We start from the raw sequence: 17,878 nt of genomic DNA on the forward strand, positions 1-17,878 counted from the left end.
CTACTGACGCCCCTCAGGGTGCCTCCATCGTGACGGTGAAGGAGAAGCGGTCCCCGCGGTAGTGGATGCGCACGACGTCGACCGCGCGTCCGGACTCGTCGTAGGTCACCCCCGTGCAGTGCAGGATCGGGCTGAGCAGCGGCACCCGCAGCAGGCGCGCGGTGTCCGGATCGGCCAGGCGGGCCTCCACGGTGTCGGTGATCCGGCTGATCCGCACCCCCAGGGCGTCGCGCAGCACCTTCGTCATCGGCCAGCGGGCCAGGTCCGCGAGGTCGATCCGGGCCGCCAGCTCGGGCAGCACGAAGTTCTCCGCCCAGTTGGTCGGCTCACCCGTCTCGTCGCACCGCAGCCTGCGGTACGCCATGGTCTCGGCCACCCCGGGGAAGTACTCGGCGTACTCCGCGGGCACCGGCTCCGGTCCGTGCCCGAGCACGCTCGTGCGCTCCCCGGACTGCTGGGCCACGATCGCGTCGACCGAGCCCAGCAGCCGTACCGGGGCGCCGCGCCGCGCCGCGGGCTCGATGAACGTGCCGCGCCGGCGGTGCCGGCTGATCAGCCCCTCCTCCTCCAGTTCCTTGAGTGCCTGCCGCATGGTGAGCACGCTCACCCCGTAGTGCCCGGCCAGGACGTCCTCGGTCGGCAGCCGCAGCGGGGCGTCCGGGCGCCGGCCGAGTATCGAGGCGCGCAGCGACTGCGAGACCTGGTACCACAGGGGCAGCTTGCGGTTCAGGACCAGCGAGTCGGGGGCGAAGAGGCCGGGGCTCGTCGTCATGGCCTGAAGTGTCGCTCAAGCCCCCGCCACACGTCGTCGTACCCCCGCTGCAGATGCTCCGCCCCCAGGGCCTGCGCCGTGGGCACGACCGGCCAGCGGGTCTCGAACATGAACGCCAGACCGTCGTCGACCTTCTGCGGCTTCAACTCCGCGTCGCTGGCCCTGTCGAAGGTCGTCCGGTCCGGGCCGTGCGCCGACATCATGTTGTGCAGCGAGGCGCCGCCGGGCACGAAGCCCTCCGCCTTGGCGTCGTACGCCCCCTCGACGAGCCCCATGAACTCGCTCATCACATTGCGGTGGAAGTACGGCGGCCGGAAGGTGTCCTCGCCGACCAGCCAGCGCGGCGCGAACACCACGAAGTCGGCGTTGGCCAGGCCGGGGGTGTCGGAGGGCGAGGTCAGCACCGTGTAGATCGACGGGTCGGGATGGTCCCAGCTGACCGAGCCCAGCACATTGAAGCGGTGCAGGTCGTAGACGTACGGCACCAGGTTGCCGTGCCAGCCCACGACGTCCAGCGGCGAGTGGTCGTACTCGGCGGCCCAGAGGTTGCCGCCGAACTTGTTGACCACCTCCACCGGCTCCTCGCGGTCCTCGTACGCGGCGACCGGCGCCATGAAGTCACGGGCGTGGGCGAGCCCGTTCGCCCCGATGGGGCCGAGGTCGGGGAGGCGGAAGTGCTGCCCGTAGTTCTCGCAGACGTAGCCGCGCGCGTCGGCGTCCAGCAACTCGACGCGGAAGCGCACCCCGCGCGGGATCAGCGCGACATGCCCCGGTTCCGCGGCCAGCAGGCCGAGTTCGGTGCGCAGCAGCAGGCCGCCGCGCTCCGGCACGATCAGCAGCTCGCCGTCGGAGGACGAGAACACCCGGGCGTCCATGGAGCGGTTGGCGGCGTACCAGTGGATGCCGATGCCCTCGCGGCGCAGCACATCGCCGTTCCCACCGACGGTGACCAGGCCGTCCACGAAGTCCGCCGGGCCCTGCGGTATCGGCAGCGGACTCCAGCGCAGCCGGTTGGGATCGGCCTCGGCCTCCTGGAAGGGACCGCTGCGCAGGGCGCCGTTCGCGATCCGCCGGAAGGGCGGATGCGCGGCCGAGGGGCGGATGCGGTACAGCCACGAGCGGCGGTTGTGATGCCGCGGCTCGGTGAACGCGGTGCCGCTCAACTGCTCCGCGTACAACCCGAGCGGCGCGCGCTGCGGGGAGTTGCGGCCCACCGGGACGGCGCCCGGCACGGCCTCGCTGACGTGCTCGTTGCCGAAGCCCGGAAGGTACTCCAGGTCCTTGATCTCAGTGCTGGTCACGATTCCTATGGTCAAGCAGAGGAATCCGGCCCGCAAGGGGTCGCCGGGCACCTGTGGAAAACCGGTACGACCGGCATGATGAATCCCGTGCAGAGCAGTGGCAGCGGTCTTCGGCGGGTCCCCGTCCAGCAGCGCAGCGCCGAACGCCTCGCCCGCATCCTCGACGTGGCGGCGGCGGTCCTCGACGAGGGCGGATACGAGGAGCTCAGCACCCGTGCCGTGGCCGCCCGGGCCGGGGTGCCGATCGGTTCGGTCTACCGCTTCTTCTCCAACAAGCGCGCGATGGCCGACGCGCTGGCCCGCCGCAACCTGGAGAAGTACCTCGCCGGTGTCACCGCCCGCCTCGACGCCGTCGACCCCGGTCCCGGTTCCGGTTCCGCCGCCGGCGCGGGCGCCGGCGACTGGCGCCGCCTGATCGACGTCGTCGTCGACCACTACGTCGCCATGCGCCGCACGGTCCCCGGCTTCGCCCTGGTCAGCTTCGCCGGTCCCGTCCCGGGCGCCGCGGCCAACGACGAGGCCAACCACCTGCTCGCCGACGGCCTGCGGTCGCTGCTCGCGGGCCGGCTCGGCGCCACGGGCGACCAGCGACGGCTGCGCACCGCCTTCGTGGTGGGCGTCGAGGCGGCCGACGCGCTGCTGAAGCTGGCCTTCCGCACCGACCCGGAGGGTGACACCGTCCTCATCGCCGAGACCAAGGAACTGCTGCGGGCCTACCTCGCCCGCGTCCTGGACGCCTGAAACGCCCCTGGGAGGCCCGGGCCCGCGGGATCGCTACCCGACATGCCTACCGGTCGGTATGGTGTGCCCGACGAGGATGTCTCCGGTCACCCGGGAGGGCCCGATGGCCAGCAGCCGTACCGCTCTGCGTATCTGTCCGCTGTGCGAGGCCACGTGCGGCCTGACGCTGACGATCGAGGACGACCGCGTCACCCGCGCCCGCGGCGACCGCGACGACGTCTTCAGCGCGGGCTTCATCTGCCCCAAGGGCGCCTCCTTCGGCGAGGTCGACGGCGATCCCGACCGGCTGACCGCGCCCCTTGTGCGGCGCGACGGCCGGCTCGCGGAGGCCACCTGGCCCGAGGCGTGGGAGGCGGTGGCCGCCGGTCTCGGCCGGGTGCTCGCCGAGCACGGCCGGGCCGCCTCCGCCGTCTACCTCGGCAACCCCAACGTGCACACCGTCGCGGGCGGTCTCTACCCGCCGACGGTCGTCCGCGCCCTCGGCACCCGCAACGTCTTCTCGGCCAGCACCCTGGACCAGATGCCCAAGCAGGCCGCCTGCGGTCACCTGTACGGCGACGCGCTGGCCGTCCCGGTCCCCGACCTGGACCGCACCGACCACTTGGTCGTCATCGGCGGCAACCCCATGGTCTCCAACGGCAGTCTCGCCACGGCCGCCGACTTCCCCGGCAAGCTCAAGGCACTGCGCCGGCGCGGCGGCAGGCTCACCGTCATCGACCCCAAGCGCACCCGCACCGCCGAACTCGCCGACCGGCACCTCGCCCCGCGCCCCGGCACCGACGCCGCCCTGCTCTTCGCCCTCGTCCACGTGCTGTTCGAGGAACGGCTGACCGACCTCGGCCGCCTCGCCGAGCACGTCACCGGGGTCGAGGAGGTCCGGGCACTGGCACGCGACTTCGCCCCTGAGAGCGTCGCCGCCCACTGCGACGTCCCCGCCGCACAGATCCGCACCCTCGCCCGCGATCTCGCAGCCGCCCCGACGGCCGCCGTCTACGGACGTCTGGGCAGCACCGCCGTCCGGTTCGGGACCGTCGCCAGCTGGCTGATCGACGTGCTCAACATCCTCACCGGCAACCTCGACCGCCCCGGCGGGGCCATGTTCCCGCTGCCGCCCACCGCCCGTGCGCCACGCCCGCCCCGCCCCGGCCGCGGCTTCACGACCGGGCGCTGGCGCAGCAGGGTCTCCGGTCACCCCGAGGTCGCCTCCGAACTGCCCGCCGCCGCGCTCGCCGAGGAGATCGACACCCCCGGGGAGGGCCGCGTCCGCGCGCTGGTCACCATCGCCGGCAATCCCGTCCTGTCCGCCCCCGACGGCGAACGCCTCGACCGGGCCCTGGCCGGGCTGGACTTCATGGTCAGCGTGGACCCGTACCTCAACGAGACCACCCGGCACGCGGACGTCGTGCTGCCGCCGCCCCCGCCGTCGCGCAGCGCGCACTACGACTTCGCGTTCACCCATTTCTCCGTGCGCAACAACGCCCGCTACAGCCCGCCGCCGGTGCCTGTGGAGGACGGGCGCCCGGACGAGCCGGAGATCCTGGCCCGCCTCGCCCTCGTCATCGGCGGCCTCGGGGCGGACGCGGATCCCGCCCTCGTCGACGAACAGGCGATCACCCATCGCCTCGGCAAGGAGACCGCCGACCCGCACTCGCCGGTCCACGGCCGGGAACCCGGCGAACTGGCCGCGCAACTGACCGGGCGTACGGGCTACGAGCGGCGGCTCGACATGATGCTGCGCCTGGGCCCCTACGGCGACGGCTTCGGTGCCGACGCGCGGGGACTCACGCTCCAGCGGCTGCTGGAACGGCCGCACGGCATCGACCTCGGCCCGCTGCGCCCCCGTGTTCCGGAGATCCTGCGCACCGCCTCCGGCACGATCGAGCTGGCGCCCGCCGCCGTCACCGCGGACGTCCCCCGACTGCTGGAGTCGGTCACCGATCGCGCCGGCGACGGCCTGGTCCTCGTCGGCCGCCGCCATCTGCGCTCCAACAACAGCTGGATGCACAACGTCCCGGCGCTGACCGGCGGCACCAACCGCTGCACGCTCCAGGTCCACCCGCAGGACGCCGCGCGCCTCGGGCTCACCGACGCGGCCCCCGCCCGGATCAAGGGCGACGGCGGCGAGATCGAGGCGCCCGTGGAGGTCACCGACGCGATGCGGCCCGGCGTGGTGAGCCTCCCGCACGGCTGGGGACACGACCGGGACGGCACCCGGCTCACGGTCGCCACCCGTACCCCCGGCGCCAACCTCAACCAACTGCTCGACGGCAGTCTCCTCGACCCGCTGTCGGGCACGGCCGTTCTCAACGGCTTCCCCGTCCAGGTCGCCCCCGCGTGATCCACTGCACGGAGTGCCGCCCTGGCACCAGAAAACTATCGGCGCTAGTTTGGGTGGGCCACGGCACAGGCGCCGCCCGGGAGGACAACGGATGAAGCCGCACGACGGGATGTACATCGACGGCGAGTGGCGGCCCGCCGCAGGCACGGAGACGATCGACGTCGTCAACCCGGCCGACGAGCAGGTGTTCGCCACCGTGCCCGCCGGCACCGACGCCGACGTGGACGCCGCGGTGCGCGCCGCCCGCGCGGCCCTCCCCGGCTGGGCCGGTACCGCCCCCGCCGACCGGGCCGCCCGCATCGCCGCGCTGCGCGACGTGCTCGCCGGGCGCCGCGACGAGATCGCCGAGACCGTCGCCGCCGAACTGGGCGCGCCCCTGGCCTTCGCCCAGGCCGTCCACGCCGACCTCCCGATCAAGGTCGCCGGTTCGTACGCCGAACTCGCCGCCGGGCACGCGTTCGAGGAGCGGATCGGCAACTCCACCGTGTTCCACGAGCCGGTCGGCGTCGTCGGCGCGATCACGCCCTGGAACTACCCGCTGCACCAGATCGTCGCCAAGGTCGCCCCCGCCCTCGCCGCCGGCTGCACCGTCGTGCTGAAGCCCGCCGAGGACACGCCGCTGGTCGCGCAGCTCTTCGCCGACTCCGTCCACGAAGCGGGCCTGCCCGCCGGGGTGTTCAACCTCGTCACCGGTCTCGGCCCAGTCGCGGGACAGGCGCTCGTCGCCCACCCCGGCGTCGACCTGGTGTCGTTCACCGGCTCCACGGCCGTCGGCAAGCAGATCGCCGCCACCGCCGGGGCCGCGGTCAAGCGCGTCGCGCTGGAGCTCGGCGGCAAGTCCGCCAATGTCATCCTCCCGACCGCCGACCTCGCCAAGGCCGTCAACGTCGGCGTCGCGAACGTCATGTCCAACACCGGGCAGACCTGCAGCGCCTGGACCCGCATGCTCGTCCATCGCGAGCGCTACGACGAGGCCGTCGCCCTCGCCGCGGCCGCCGCCGCCAAGTACGTCCCCGGCGAGCGCATCGGCCCCGTCGTCAACGCCGAGCAGCAGGCCCGGGTGCGCGGCTACATCGAGCAGGGCATCGCCGAGGGCGCCCGGCTCGTGGCCGGCGGCCCCGAGGCGCCCCGCGCGCTCGGCTACTGGGTCAGCCCCACGATCTTCGCCGACGTCACCCCCGGCATGACCATCGCGCAGGAGGAGATCTTCGGCCCGGTCCTGTCGATCCTGGCGTACGAGGACGAGGACGACGCCCTGCGCATCGCGAACGGCACCGTCTACGGCCTCGCGGGTGCCGTGTGGGCCGGCGACGACGCCGAGGCCGTCGCCTTCGCCCGGCGCATGGAGACCGGCCAGGTCGACATCAACGGCGGTCGCTTCAACCCGCTGGCCCCCTTCGGCGGTTACAAGCAGTCCGGCGTCGGCCGCGAACTCGGCCCGCACGGCCTGGCCGAGTACCTCCAGACCAAGTCCCTCCAGTTCTGACGCCCCCGAACCCCTGAGCGCAGGAGAAAACACCGTGGTCCGCGCCGCCGTCCTGTCCGCCGTCAACGCGCCCCTGGCCATCGCCGACATCGAGCTGCCCGAACCCGGCCCCGGCCAGGTCCGGGTGCGCCTCGCGGCGGCCGGTGTATGCCACTCCGATCTGTCGCTGTCCAACGGCACGCTGCGCCAGCCGGTACCCGCCGTCCTCGGCCACGAGGGCGCGGGCACGGTCGTCTCGGTCGGCGAGGGCGTCACTGGCCTCACCCCCGGCGACCCCGTCGTCCTCAACTGGGCACCCCCCTGCGGCGCCTGCCACTACTGCGGCCTCGGCGAGCCCTGGCTCTGCGCCAACGCGGGCGCGGCCGCCGCCGCGCCCTACGCCAAGCTCGCCTCCGGCGGCGACGAGCTCTACCCGGGCCTGGGCACGGCGGCCTTCGCCGAGGAGACCGTGGTCGCGGCCTCCGCGGTGCTGCCGCTGCCCGACGGCGTCCCGCTCACCGAGGCCGCGCTGCTGGGCTGCGCCGTCCTCACCGGCTACGGCGCCGTCCACCACTCCGCCGCCGTCCGTCCCGGCGAGTCCGTCGTCGTCTTCGGCGTGGGCGGCGTGGGCCTCGCCGTGCTCCAGGCCGCCCGCATCGCGGGCGCGGGGACGATCCTCGCCGTCGACGTCTCCCCGGCCAAGGAGGAACTCGCCCTGGCCGCCGGCGCCACCGAGTTCCTGGTCGCCGGTGACGACATCGCCAAACGCGTCCGCGCGCTGACCGGTGGCCACGGCGCCGACGTCGCCATCGAGTGCGTTGGACGCGCGGACACCATCCGCGCCGCCTGGTCCTCCACGCGGCGGGGCGGCCGCACAACGGTCGTCGGCATCGGCGGCAAGGGGGATGTGGTGTCCTTCTCCGCCCTGGAGCTCTTCCACTTCGGCCGCACGCTGTCGGGCTGCGTCTACGGCAACAGCGACCCCGCCCGCGACCTGCCCGTCCTCGCCGGCCACATCCGTGCCGGGCGCCTGGACCTCTCCGCCATGGTCACCGAACGCATCGCCCTGGAGGCCATCCCGGCCGCCTTCGACGCGATGCTCGCGGGGCGCGGCGGCCGCGCCCTGGTGGTGTTCTGAGGCCCGCTCACCCTCGACCGGCCGTCACGGTCACCTGCCCGTCATCCGGTCCCGGGGGCCGCGTCCACGCGTGGGTCGTGAAGGTCGGCAGGCGGCTCCGCGTCAGGGCGAAGCGCGGCAGCGTCACCCCGAACGCGGCGGCGATCGCCCCCAGGGCACGCAGTTCACCCTCTCTCGGGAAGTCCTCGGGGCAGAAGAGACGACCCGGATCGAGGTCCGGCGGCACACTGCCGCTCCGCCGGACCCCGGTGCCGTGCACGGTGAACGCGTAGGACTCCTCGCCCTTCTCGGCGACCGACAGGTGGAAGAGGTCGGACGACCTCGACCCGTGGGCCCCTCCCGGGCAGCCCCAGACCACGACGGCGCGTCCGGCCCGGGACGCGGCGGCCGCCGGCGAGACGAACCGTGCCTCGTCGAAGGCGGGCGGCAGCCCGTCGAAGGCAAAGCACCAGCCCCCGCCGGCGCTGCCGGTGGCCATGCGTGTCGCGCCCTTGGAAGGCGGGTTCGTGCGGGAGGCGCCCCGGAGGAGTCCGTCGTCCCCCTCCGTCCCCAGCAGCCCGGGCAGCGCGTCCGGGGGCGCGCCCTCCACGAGGACGAAGCGGTAACCGCGTCGGTTCCCCATGGTGGACGGGAGCCAGAGGAGGCCGGCCGGATCGGCGTCGGCGGCGGGTTGCGGCCTCACTCCCGCCTCGCCGGCGCGCGGGGTGGCCAGCAGTTCCTCTCCGCGCTCCGGCGTGATCAGCGGCCCGAGGACCGGGTCCGCGAGCAGACCCAGCGGAGCGAGCAGAGCCGGACCCGCCGGCTCCCAGTCCGGCAGCGCGGCGCGCAGGGTGCGCCATGCCTCGTCGGTGCCACCCCAGCGCGCCTGCTCCCACGCCCGGTCGACGGCCTCCCCGAAGGCGCCCGGCGCCGTGTAGCGGAAGGTCTCCTCCCGCATGCTCCGCAGCAACTCCTGGCCCAGGGCGCGGACCTCGCCGGAGGCATCCCGCACGACCGACTCCCACGAGGCGTCGTCACGTCGGTCCTGTACGTGCTCGGCGGCCAGGAGCGCCAACAGGTCGTGCGCGTACACGGGGTCGAGCGCGGGCCCGCCGAGACCGGTCGTCCGGCCTCCGACCAGCAGCCGCCGTATCTGGGCGCGCAGCGGCTCCGCGCCCGGCCGTCCGTACTCCTCCGCCTCCCTGAGCGCCGTCTCGGCCCGCTCGTACCGTCCGCCCAGTGCGTCGCGCCGGGCGTCCTCCACCGCGGCGTCCAGCGCCCGCGTCGTCGAGTTGGCGAACTCCCCTCCGCCACGGGCGCTGTGGATCATGGACGACCGGTGGAACGCCCGGTACCCGCCCTCCATGAAATCCCGGAACGACGCGTACCGCGTGGGCGGATGTCCCGACCAGACGTCGAAGCAGGAGACTGCCCATTCCCCGTCCTCGTCCGTGTCGCCCGGGTCCATGAGCACGTGGACGGCGTCGGACGTGTCGTTCACGTGCAGGGCCCGCCCCCACATGCCGGCGCGGACCACGTCCTGCGGTGACGGAACCTCGTCCGGATCGACCCTGTGGATGTCCGCGAACCCGCTGACGTCCTCGAACCACCGCGTCCCCTCGGCGCCGACGAGCCGTGGGACAGTCCTGCCCGCGTGCCGCCACCCGTCGCTCACCTCGAGGAACGCCCGGTAGGACGGCGGCAGTCGGCGCCCCAGCCGCTCCTCCGCCAGAGCGATGCGCTCCGCGTCCGCCGGGGCGAAGCCCAGCCAGCGGTCGCGCACCGCCGCCGCGTCGTCCTCGGAGAGGGAGTCGTCCGGGTCCTGGGCGTCGGCCCACTCCTCGCTCCAGCGCACGAGGAAGGACCGCCAGTCGAAGGCCGTGTCCGTCATGGGCCGATCGTCGCACCGGCCACCGACAACGGGCCCCGGCCGCTCAGCGCGGCAGCGCCGCGAACTGCACCGCCAGCCCGTCCACCAGGGCCCGCAGCCCGGTCTCGAACGCGCCCTCGTCCACCCGCTGCTGATGTTCCGCCAGCAGGTGCGCCTGCCCCAGGTGCGGGTAGTCCGCCGGGTCGTACGCGGACGCGTCGTCGACGAACCCCCGCGCGAACGAGCCCAGCGCCGACCCCGCCACGAAGTACCGCATGAGCGCGCCCACCCGGGTCGCGTGGGCCGGCGGCCAGCCCGCCGCCATCATGCCGCCGAAGACCGCGTCGGCCATGCGCAGGCCCGCGGGGCGACGGCCGGGTCCCTGGGCGAGGAACGGCACGATGTGGGGGTGCGCGGCGAGGGCGGCGCGGTAGGACCGCGCCCAGTCCACCAGCGCGTCACGCCAGTCGCGGCCGTCCTCGAACATGGCGAGGTCCACCTCGGCGACGACGGCGTCGGCGACCGCGTCCAGGATCCCGTCCTTCGTCGTGAAGTGGTTGTACAGGCTCGGCCCGCTGACCCCGAGCTCCGCGGCGAGCCGCCGGGTGGAGACGGCCGCCAGCCCCTCCGCGTCCACCAGCGCGAGCGCCGCGGCGACGATGCGCTCGCGGCTGAGCAGGGGCTTGCGGGGACGGGCCATGCGCCACATAGTAGAGGCTGCGAGCAGGAAACTAGCACTGCTAATTAACGAGTGGATCAACACCGGGGTGCGTCGTGAACCTTGAGCTGTCCGAGGAGCAGGCCGCGGTCCGCCGCCTGGCCGCAGACTTCACCGAGCGCGAGATCGCGCCGCACGCGACGGCCTGGGACCGCGCCGAGAGCGTGGACCGCGGCATCGTGAAGAAACTGGGCGCGGTGGGCTTCCTCGGCCTCACCGTCCCGGAGGAGTACGGCGGCTCGGGCGGCGACCACCTCGCGTACTGCCTGGTCACCGAGGAGCTGGGCCGCGGGGACTCGTCCGTGCGCGGCATCGTCTCGGTCTCGCTCGGCCTCGTCGCGAAGTCCGTCGCCCACTGGGGCACCGAGGAGCAGAAGCGCGCCTGGCTGCCCCGGCTGACCTCCGGCGAGGCCGTCGGCTGCTTCGGCCTCACCGAACCCGGCACCGGCTCGGACGCCGCCCACCTCACCACCCGGGCGACCCGGGACGGCGGCGACTGGGTGATCAACGGCACCAAGATGTTCATCACGAACGGCACCTGGGCCGACGTCGTCCTGCTCTTCGCCCGCACCAATGACACCCCCGGTCACAAGGGCGTCAGCGCCTTCCTCGTGCCCACCGACACCCCTGGCCTCACCCGCCGCGAGATCCACGGCAAGCTCGGCCTGCGCGGCCAGGCGACCGCCGAGCTGGTGCTCGAGGACGTGCGCGTACCGGACTCCTCGATGATCGCGCCCGAGGGCAAGGGCTTCTCGGTGGCGATGTCGGCACTGGCCAAGGGCCGGATGTCGGTGGCCGCCGGCTGCGTGGGCATCGCCCAGGCGGCCCTGGACGCCGCCGTGGGCTATGCCAAGGAGCGCGAGCAGTTCGGCCGGCCCATCGCCGCCCACCAGCTGGTGCAGGAGCTGATCGCCGACATCGCCCTCGACGTGGACGCCGCCCGCCTGCTGACCTGGCGCGTCGCCGACCTCATCGACCGCGGGCAGCCGTTCGCGGCGGAGTCGTCCAAGGCCAAGCTCTTCGCCAGCGAGGCGGCCGTGCGCTGCGCCAACAACGCGCTGCAGGTGTTCGGCGGCTACGGCTACATCGACGAGTACCCGGTCGGCAAGCTGCTGCGCGACGCCCGTGTGATGACCCTGTACGAGGGCACGAGCCAGATCCAGAAGCTGCTCATCGGCCGTGACCTGACCGGGGTCTCGGCGTTCTGACCGGGCCCGGCCGCCGCCCGTCCCCGTTCGACCGACCGCTCGGAATCTAAGCGCTTGCTCAGTGGGCATGTAGGGTATCCGCCATGGACGTGGAGGCGGAGCGGTCGGAGCGGACCGAGGCATGGACCGGCATCACCCCTGATGCCGCCCGGCGGCTGGTCATCGCCGCGGTCGAGGCGTTCGCGGAGCGCGGCTACCACGCGACGACCACCCGCGACATCGCCGGCCGCGCCGGCATGAGCCCGGCGGCGCTCTACATCCACTACAAGACCAAGGAAGAGCTGCTCTACCAGATCAGCGTGGTCGGCCACCGGCTCTCCCTCGGGCTGCTCCAGGACGCCGCCGGCGGCGAGGGCTCCCCGGCCGGGCGCCTGGCCGACGCCGTGCGCGCGTTCGTCCGCTGGCACGCCGAGCACCACACCACCGGACGGGTCGTGCAGTACGAGTTGGGCGCGCTCGGCCCCGAGCACTACACCGAGATCGTGGAACTGCGCCGGCAGAGCGAGGCGGCGGTCCGCTCGATCCTGCGCGACGGAGTGCGGACGGGGGAGTTCGACGTCCCCGACGTCTCCGGCACGACCGTCGCGCTGCTGTCGCTCTGCATCGACGTGGCCCGCTGGTTCAACCCGGGCGGGCGCCGCACGCCGGACGGGATCGGCGCGCTCTACGCCGATCTCGCCCTGCGCATGGTCGGGTACGGCCCGGCCGGCTCCGGCCGGGAGTGAGGCCTCAGAGGTAGAAGCGCACGACCGTCTCGGCGACGCAGACCGGCTTGTCGCCGCCCTCGCGCTCAAGGGTGATGCGGGCGACGAGCTGTGCTCCGCCGGGCACTTCGGTGACCTCGGCCACCTGGCCCGTGGCACGCAGTCGCGAACCCACCGGTACGGGTGAGGGGAAGCGCACCTTGTTGACGCCGTAGTTGACGCCCATCTTCACGCCCTCGACGCGCATCAGTTCGGGGGTGAAGGAGGGGATCAGCGACAGCGTCAGGTAGCCGTGCGCGATGGTGGTGCCGAAGGGGCCCTGCGCCGCCTTCTCCGGATCCACGTGGATCCACTGGTGGTCGCCGGTGGCGTCCGCGAAGAGGTCGATCCGCTTCTGGTCGATCTCCAGCCAGTCGGTCGTGCCGAGTTCCTCGCCGACGGCGGCCTTCAGTTCGTCCACCGACGTGAAGATCCTGGGCTGTCCCATGTCATGCCTCCCGTACTGTCCAAGCGCTTGCTCAGCATGCTGCGACGGGCCGATCCCTGTCAACGCCCCGCCCTCCGGCGCGTATCACGAAGCCTCCGTCCGGTTTGTGGCTATCTTGCATAGCCATATGCCCCGAATGTGGCGTTGTGGCGGTGGAGGAGGCGGCAGTGGCCGAGGCCCGGACGGAGACCAGCCCGCACGACTGGGACACAACGGAGGTCCGGTACGGCAGCGGGCCGTCCGTCCCCGGTGAACGCCGCGTCCTGCTGCGGCCGTCCACCTGGCCGCAGGCCTGGGTCGCGCTCGGCGCGTACTGGCTCTCCAGCCGGGTGGTCATGCTCGCGCTGCTGCGGGCCGGGCACGGGGACATCGCGCGCGAGGTCTACTACCTCTACCAGCACTGGAGTCACGGCTTCGAACGCGGAACGTACCCGGTGCGCGACGTCACATGGCAGTACCCGCCCGGCGCCGCCCTGGTGATGCTGACGCCCGCGCTGCTGCCGGGCCTGAGCTACCTGCAGGGCTTCGTCCTGCTCTCGCTCCTCGGTGACGCCCTCGTGCTGGCCGCCCTCCTGCGGGCCGGGTGGAACCGGCCCGGCCGCAGCATCGCGGGGGCCTGGATGTGGGTGCTGGGGCTGCCCCTGCTGATGCACCTGCCCTACTCCCGCTACGACCTCCTGGTCACCGCCGTCGCCGTGTGCGCGCTGCTCGCGGTGCCCGTGCGGCCCCGGCTGGGCGGCGCCCTCGTCGGGCTCGCCGCCATGATCAAGCTCTGGCCCGCGCTCACCGTGCTCGGCACCCCGCGGGGCCGCACGACCCGCCAGGCGTGGACCGCGGTGGGCGTCTCGGCGGCCGCCCTGCTCGCGGTGCTGACCGTCTTCTTCCGCGGCGCCACCGGCTTCGTCGCCGCCCAGCACCACCGCGGGGTCGAGGTCGAATCGCTCGGCGGCACCTTTCTGCACGTCGCGGCACTGCTCGGCTGGCCCGGCCGGGTGCGGGCGCACTACGGCTCCATGGAGTTCATCGGCCCGTACGTCACCTGGGTGGCCACCGCCTCGCTCGCGCTCACCGGCGCGGCCCTGGTGTGGCTGCTGGTGTGGCGGCTGAGGGCGGCCCGCTGGACGCCGGCCACCCCCTACGACGCCGCCATGACCGCCGTGCTGCTCTTCACCGTGACCAGCCGTGTCATCAGCCCGCAGTACCTGATCTGGCTGATCGGGCTCGCCGCCGTCTGCCTGACGATGCGGCAGACGACGCAGCGCCCGGTGACCGTCCTGCTGCTGCTCGCCACCGCCGTCACCACGGTCGACTACCCGCTGTTCTTCGAGGAGGTCGTCAGCAACTCCTGGCAGGGCACCAGCGTCGTCGCGATCCGCAACGCCCTGCTCGTCGGCGCGGCCGCGATGTCCTGCGCCCGGCTGTGGCGGGCGAGCGTCCCGCGCCGCAAGAAACTCACGACGCTCTCGTAGAGTCGGGGCATGGCCGCCCTCCCCACCGAACAACGCGAACTGACCGTCGGCCAGCTCAGCGCACGCAGCGGCGCGGCGGTCTCGGCACTGCACTTCTACGAGTCCAAAGGACTGATCCGCAGCCGGCGCACCGCCGGCAACCAGCGCCGCTACACCCGCGACGCGCTGCGCCGGGTCGCCTTCATCCGGGCCTCCCAGCGGGTCGGCATGCCCCTCGCGGCGATCCGCGAGGCCCTGGACGGCCTGCCCGCGGGACGCACCCCCGACCGGGCCGACTGGGCACGGCTGTCCGCGGGCTGGCGGTCCGAACTCGACGCCCGCATCGAGCAGCTGACCCGGCTGCGCGACAGCCTCGACGACTGCATCGGCTGCGGCTGCCTCTCCCTGGACCGCTGCGCCCTGTCCAACCCCGGCGACGTACTCGGCGACCAGGGGCCGGGCGCGCGGCGGCTGCTCGCCGGGCAGCCGCCGCGCCCCGCCGCGGCGACTACCAGAGCGCGGGCCTGCGCGCGGCCCACGGACGGGCCGCCTCCAGCTGCGCCGACAGCGAGATGAGCGTGGCCTCGTCCCCGTAGCGGCCGCCGAACATCACACCGATCGGCAGGCCCCCCTCGGTCCAGTGCAGCGGCACGTTCACCGCCGGCTGGCCCGTGGCGTTGAAGATCGGCGTGAACGGCGTGAAGGCCGCGAGCCCCGCGAACTCCGCGGCCGGGTCGCCGTCGTGACGCAGTCCCGTGGGGCCCACCGGCGCCGGCGGCTGCGCCAGCGTCGGGGTCAGCACCAGGTCGTACGAGGACAGCAGCGCGTCCGCGATCAACTGCCCCAGTGCGCGGAACGCGTACAGCGACGCCGCGAAGTCCGGCCCCGAGACCTTGGCGCCCTCGGCGCGCAGGTGCCGGGTCAGCGGCATCAGCAGTTCCTCCTGCTCCGGCGCGACCGGGTAGACGGTGGCCATCACGCCCCACACGCGGGTGAAGGCGTCCAGGATCGCGCCGTCGACGGGCAGATCCACCTCGTCGACCTGGTGGCCGAGCTCGCGCAGCAGTTCCGCCGTGCCGTCGTACGCCGCACGGCAGTCCGGGTGCAGTTCGGCACCCGGAACCGGCGGCTGGGGCAGCCCCACCACCCGCAGCGGGCCGGGCTCCCGCGCGGCGTAGGAGGCGAACGTCTCGCCGGGCGGCAGCGACGGCGCGCCGTACGGGTCGCCCGGCATCCCACCCGCCAGCACGTCCAGCAGCGTCGCGGCGTCCGCGACGGTGCGGGCGAGCGGTCCGCTCGTGCTCAGCCCGCTGACGTCGTGCTGCACCGGCCCCGCGCTGACCCGGCCGCGGCTCGGCTTGATGCCGAACAGACCGCAGACGGAGGCGGGGATGCGGATGGAACCGCCGCCGTCGCTGCCCTGGGCGACCGGCGCCAGCCCCGCGGAGACGGCGGCCGCCGCGCCGCCGCTGGAGCCGCCGGCGGACCGCTCCAGGTCCCACGGGGTGCGGGCGGGCGGGGCCAGCCGGTTCTCGGTGTAGCAGGGCAGTCCGAACTCGGGGGTGTTGGTCTTGCCCAGCAGGACCGTGCCGGCGGCGCGCAGTTTCGCCGCGACGTGGTCGTCGACGTCCGGTACGTGGTCGGCGTAGGCCCGCGAGCCGAGCGTGCAGCGCACGCCCGCGACGAAGTTGAGGTCCTTCACGGGGACGGGCACGCCGTGCAGCGGCGACAACTCCTCGTGGCGGCCCTCGCGGCGGGCCGCCAGCGTCTCCGACTCGGCGTCGGCGGCCTGCTTGCGGGCGATTTCCGGGGTGACCGTGATGTAGGCGCCGACGGTGTCGTTGAGGCGGTCGACGCGGGCCAGGTAGTGGTCGGTGAGCTCGACCGGGGACACCTCCCCGGCCCGGATCGCGGCGCCCTGCTCCCGTGCGGTCAGATCGTGCAGCTCGGCCATGCCGGTACCGTCCCGTCCCACGTCGATTGGACCTGCGACGGCATCGTCGCATTACCCTCCGGTAGGTGTCAGCCCCTGCGCTGCGCTGGCTGTCCGGGTGGGTTTTTTCCCCGCCCGCCCTCCCGTGTGCCCCATGAAGTCACGCACCCCGGCGCGCGTGGTTCTTGGGCCGGGTGCGGGGCCTCCGGGGCTGGCCATTCTGGACAGCACATTTAGGTGCCTCGGGTACCTGCTCATCTCGTCCCGGGTTGTGCACCCAAATATGCTCCACAGTCCAGAACACCCACCCCTACGGCCCCGCCCCCTCCGTAGGTTGTCGCGCCTGATCCCCGGTGGGGGGTATGGAGGCGGTCCGGGTGCCCCCGGTTGCCTGGACACGGGCCGACCGGCTGTGAGGGCGCGTCCCATGGGGTTTCCCGGGCGGCGGGTTCCACAGGGAGCAGGGGGTAGACGCGGCTGCGGGCGGTGAGGTCGTCCGGTCCTGTGCGCTCGGCGGCGCCTGCGAGTGGCTCGGCCGGGTCGTCTTGCCGGCCGCGTCGAACTCCACTCGGCGGCTGGCGTGCGGTGTGTCTGCGAGGGGCGGATCGCGGGTCTCATGGGGTCCTGCGCGGCGGCGGGTTCCACAGGGAGCAGGGGGTAGACGCGGCTGCGGGCGGTGAGGTCGTCCGGTCCTGTGCGCTGGCGGCGCCTGCAAGTGGCTCGACCAGATTGTCTCGTCCGAGGCCGTGCCGAACGCCACTGCCGGTGCGGGGGCGAGGTGGCGGTTGCCTGGGCGGCTGGCGTGCGGCGCGCCAACGGGCGGCCCCAGGCACGGTGCCGCTTCTACCCCCCACCGGGGATCAGGCGCGATACGAAACGGAGGGGGCGGGGTCGTAGGGGTGGGTGTTCTGGACTGTGGAGCATATTTGGGTGCATGACCCGGGGTGATCAGTTGAGGGTGCTTGAGGCACCTAAATGTGCTGTCCAGAATGGCCGGCCCCGGAGGCCCCGCACCCGGCCCCCACGAAACGCGCGCCGGGGTCACTGACTTCACAGGGCACACGGGAGGGCGGGCGGGGAAAACCCACCCGGACAGCCAGCGCAGCGTCGGGTCAGCCCGCGGCGGCAAGCAACTCCCCCCGTGCCGCGGCCACCGCCGCCCCCGTCAGGACGGGAAGCGGCACCACGATCCCGCAGTGCGCGCACACCGGTCCCGCGCCGGGATAGTGGTTGAGACGGTCGCGCCACAGGAGCCGCTCCTGCGCGCAGACCGGGCAGGCGCGCCCCGCCCCCGCGTCGATCGCCGTGATGATGCGGCGCAGGACGTCCGCGAGCCGGTCGGAGGGGTGCGTGAGCGGATCGTCGCACCAGGCGACCCCGTTGCCGCCCCAGGTGCGCCGGTGCCAGTCGTCGAGCGCGCCGGGCTGCCGGATGCCGGAGAACTTCTCCTCCTTGCGGCGGGCGGCGAACTCCCGTTCGTACGCGAGCCAGACGGCCCGCGCCTCCTCCAGCTCCGCGAGTGCGGACAGCAGGCGGGCCGGGTCGGGTTCGCGGTCCTGGGGGGCGAACCCGGCGCGGGCGCACAGGTGGTCCCAGGTCGCGCGGTGCCCGTACGGAGCGAAGCGCTCCAGGCATCGCCGCAGGTAGGTGCGGCGCTGGGTGGGGGACCACCGCGGGTCGCGCACCTGTCTCGCGAGACTTCGGAATCCGGCCATGGCATGCCACCTCCGTCATCGGGTTCGCATCGCTGTCCAATGGACGTAACGGACGGCGATC

General features: G+C 73.5%; 15 protein-coding genes. 8 read left to right on the top strand and 7 right to left on the bottom strand.

Annotated elements, in window-relative coordinates; translation table 11 throughout:
• Positions 1-13: 13 nt before the first annotated feature.
• Together PV364_RS22175 and hmgA are read right to left on the bottom strand one after the other, a co-directional pair.
• A complete protein-coding gene (locus tag PV364_RS22175; protein ID WP_319661910.1) occupies positions 14-772 on the bottom strand; it encodes a GntR family transcriptional regulator in 759 nt (252 codons plus the stop codon).
• Positions 769-2,073 carry a homogentisate 1,2-dioxygenase gene (hmgA, locus tag PV364_RS22180; protein WP_319661912.1) on the bottom strand — a complete coding sequence of 435 codons (1,305 nt, stop codon included), beginning with the start codon at positions 2,071-2,073 and terminating at the stop codon, positions 769-771. The genes PV364_RS22175 and hmgA overlap by 4 nt, the downstream gene beginning before the upstream one ends.
• Before the next feature lie 78 nt (positions 2,074-2,151).
• On the opposite strand from hmgA, the gene PV364_RS22185 reads away from it, so the two are divergent.
• The 4 genes from PV364_RS22185 (at position 2,152) to PV364_RS22200 (ending at position 7,755) form a co-directional block, all read left to right on the top strand.
• A complete protein-coding gene (locus PV364_RS22185) occupies positions 2,152-2,814 on the top strand; it encodes a TetR/AcrR family transcriptional regulator (RefSeq protein ID WP_319661913.1) in 663 nt (220 codons plus the stop codon).
• A gap of 103 nt (positions 2,815-2,917) precedes the next feature.
• Positions 2,918-5,152: a molybdopterin oxidoreductase family protein gene (locus tag PV364_RS22190; protein ID WP_319661914.1), complete on the top strand. Its 2,235-nt coding sequence runs from the start codon at positions 2,918-2,920 to the stop codon at positions 5,150-5,152.
• A gap of 91 nt (positions 5,153-5,243) precedes the next feature.
• Positions 5,244-6,638: an aldehyde dehydrogenase family protein gene (locus PV364_RS22195; protein WP_319661915.1), complete on the top strand. Its 1,395-nt coding sequence runs from the start codon at positions 5,244-5,246 to the stop codon at positions 6,636-6,638.
• A gap of 34 nt (positions 6,639-6,672) precedes the next feature.
• The gene (locus tag PV364_RS22200) at positions 6,673-7,755 is read left to right on the top strand and encodes a zinc-binding dehydrogenase (protein WP_319661916.1); all 1,083 of its coding nucleotides are present in this window, start codon (positions 6,673-6,675) and stop codon (positions 7,753-7,755) included.
• A gap of 7 nt (positions 7,756-7,762) precedes the next feature.
• Here PV364_RS22200 and PV364_RS22205 read toward each other — a convergent pair whose 3' ends face one another.
• Both PV364_RS22205 and PV364_RS22210 read right to left on the bottom strand, forming a co-directional pair.
• Positions 7,763-9,625, bottom strand: coding sequence for an SMI1/KNR4 family protein (locus tag PV364_RS22205; RefSeq protein WP_319661917.1), 1,863 nt, complete (start codon positions 9,623-9,625; stop codon positions 7,763-7,765).
• A gap of 43 nt (positions 9,626-9,668) precedes the next feature.
• Entirely contained in the window at positions 9,669-10,304 is a 636-nt protein-coding gene (locus tag PV364_RS22210) for a TetR/AcrR family transcriptional regulator (RefSeq protein ID WP_319661918.1), read from the bottom strand.
• A gap of 74 nt (positions 10,305-10,378) precedes the next feature.
• Here PV364_RS22210 and PV364_RS22215 point away from each other — a divergent pair, with 74 nt between their 5' ends.
• Together PV364_RS22215 and PV364_RS22220 are read left to right on the top strand one after the other, a co-directional pair.
• Positions 10,379-11,530, top strand: coding sequence for an acyl-CoA dehydrogenase family protein (locus PV364_RS22215; protein WP_319661919.1), 1,152 nt, complete (start codon positions 10,379-10,381; stop codon positions 11,528-11,530).
• A gap of 83 nt (positions 11,531-11,613) precedes the next feature.
• Positions 11,614-12,255, top strand: a complete 642-nt coding sequence (locus PV364_RS22220) for a TetR/AcrR family transcriptional regulator (RefSeq protein WP_319661920.1) — start codon at positions 11,614-11,616, stop codon at positions 12,253-12,255.
• 4 nt (positions 12,256-12,259) lie between these two features.
• Here the strand turns inward: PV364_RS22220 and PV364_RS22225 are convergent, their stop codons facing one another.
• Complete coding sequence (locus PV364_RS22225; RefSeq protein ID WP_319661921.1) at positions 12,260-12,721, bottom strand: MaoC family dehydratase; 462 nt, start codon at positions 12,719-12,721, stop codon at positions 12,260-12,262.
• Between the two features lie 167 nt (positions 12,722-12,888).
• On the opposite strand from PV364_RS22225, the gene PV364_RS22230 reads away from it, so the two are divergent.
• Together PV364_RS22230 and soxR are read left to right on the top strand one after the other, a co-directional pair.
• Positions 12,889-14,190: a glycosyltransferase family 87 protein gene (locus tag PV364_RS22230; RefSeq protein WP_319661922.1), complete on the top strand. Its 1,302-nt coding sequence runs from the start codon at positions 12,889-12,891 to the stop codon at positions 14,188-14,190.
• Between the two features lie 9 nt (positions 14,191-14,199).
• Positions 14,200-14,745 (top strand): redox-sensitive transcriptional activator SoxR, encoded by a 546-nt coding sequence (gene soxR, locus PV364_RS22235; protein ID WP_319661923.1) that lies wholly within the window; start codon positions 14,200-14,202, stop codon positions 14,743-14,745.
• On the opposite strand, the gene PV364_RS22240 is transcribed toward soxR, so the two are convergent.
• The gene (locus tag PV364_RS22240) at positions 14,678-16,123 is read right to left on the bottom strand and encodes an amidase (RefSeq protein ID WP_319661924.1); all 1,446 of its coding nucleotides are present in this window, start codon (positions 16,121-16,123) and stop codon (positions 14,678-14,680) included. The two genes, soxR and PV364_RS22240, sit on opposite strands and share 68 nt — an antisense overlap.
• Before the next feature lie 1,091 nt (positions 16,124-17,214).
• On the bottom strand, positions 17,215-17,817 hold the full coding sequence (locus PV364_RS22245) for a hypothetical protein (RefSeq protein ID WP_319661925.1): 603 nt from the start codon (positions 17,815-17,817) through the stop codon (positions 17,215-17,217).
• Positions 17,818-17,878: the final 61 nt, after the last annotated feature.

The sequence above is a fragment of the Streptomyces sp. MI02-7b genome, assembly GCF_033793585.1.
In the GTDB taxonomy this organism is placed as follows: domain Bacteria; phylum Actinomycetota; class Actinomycetes; order Streptomycetales; family Streptomycetaceae; genus Actinacidiphila.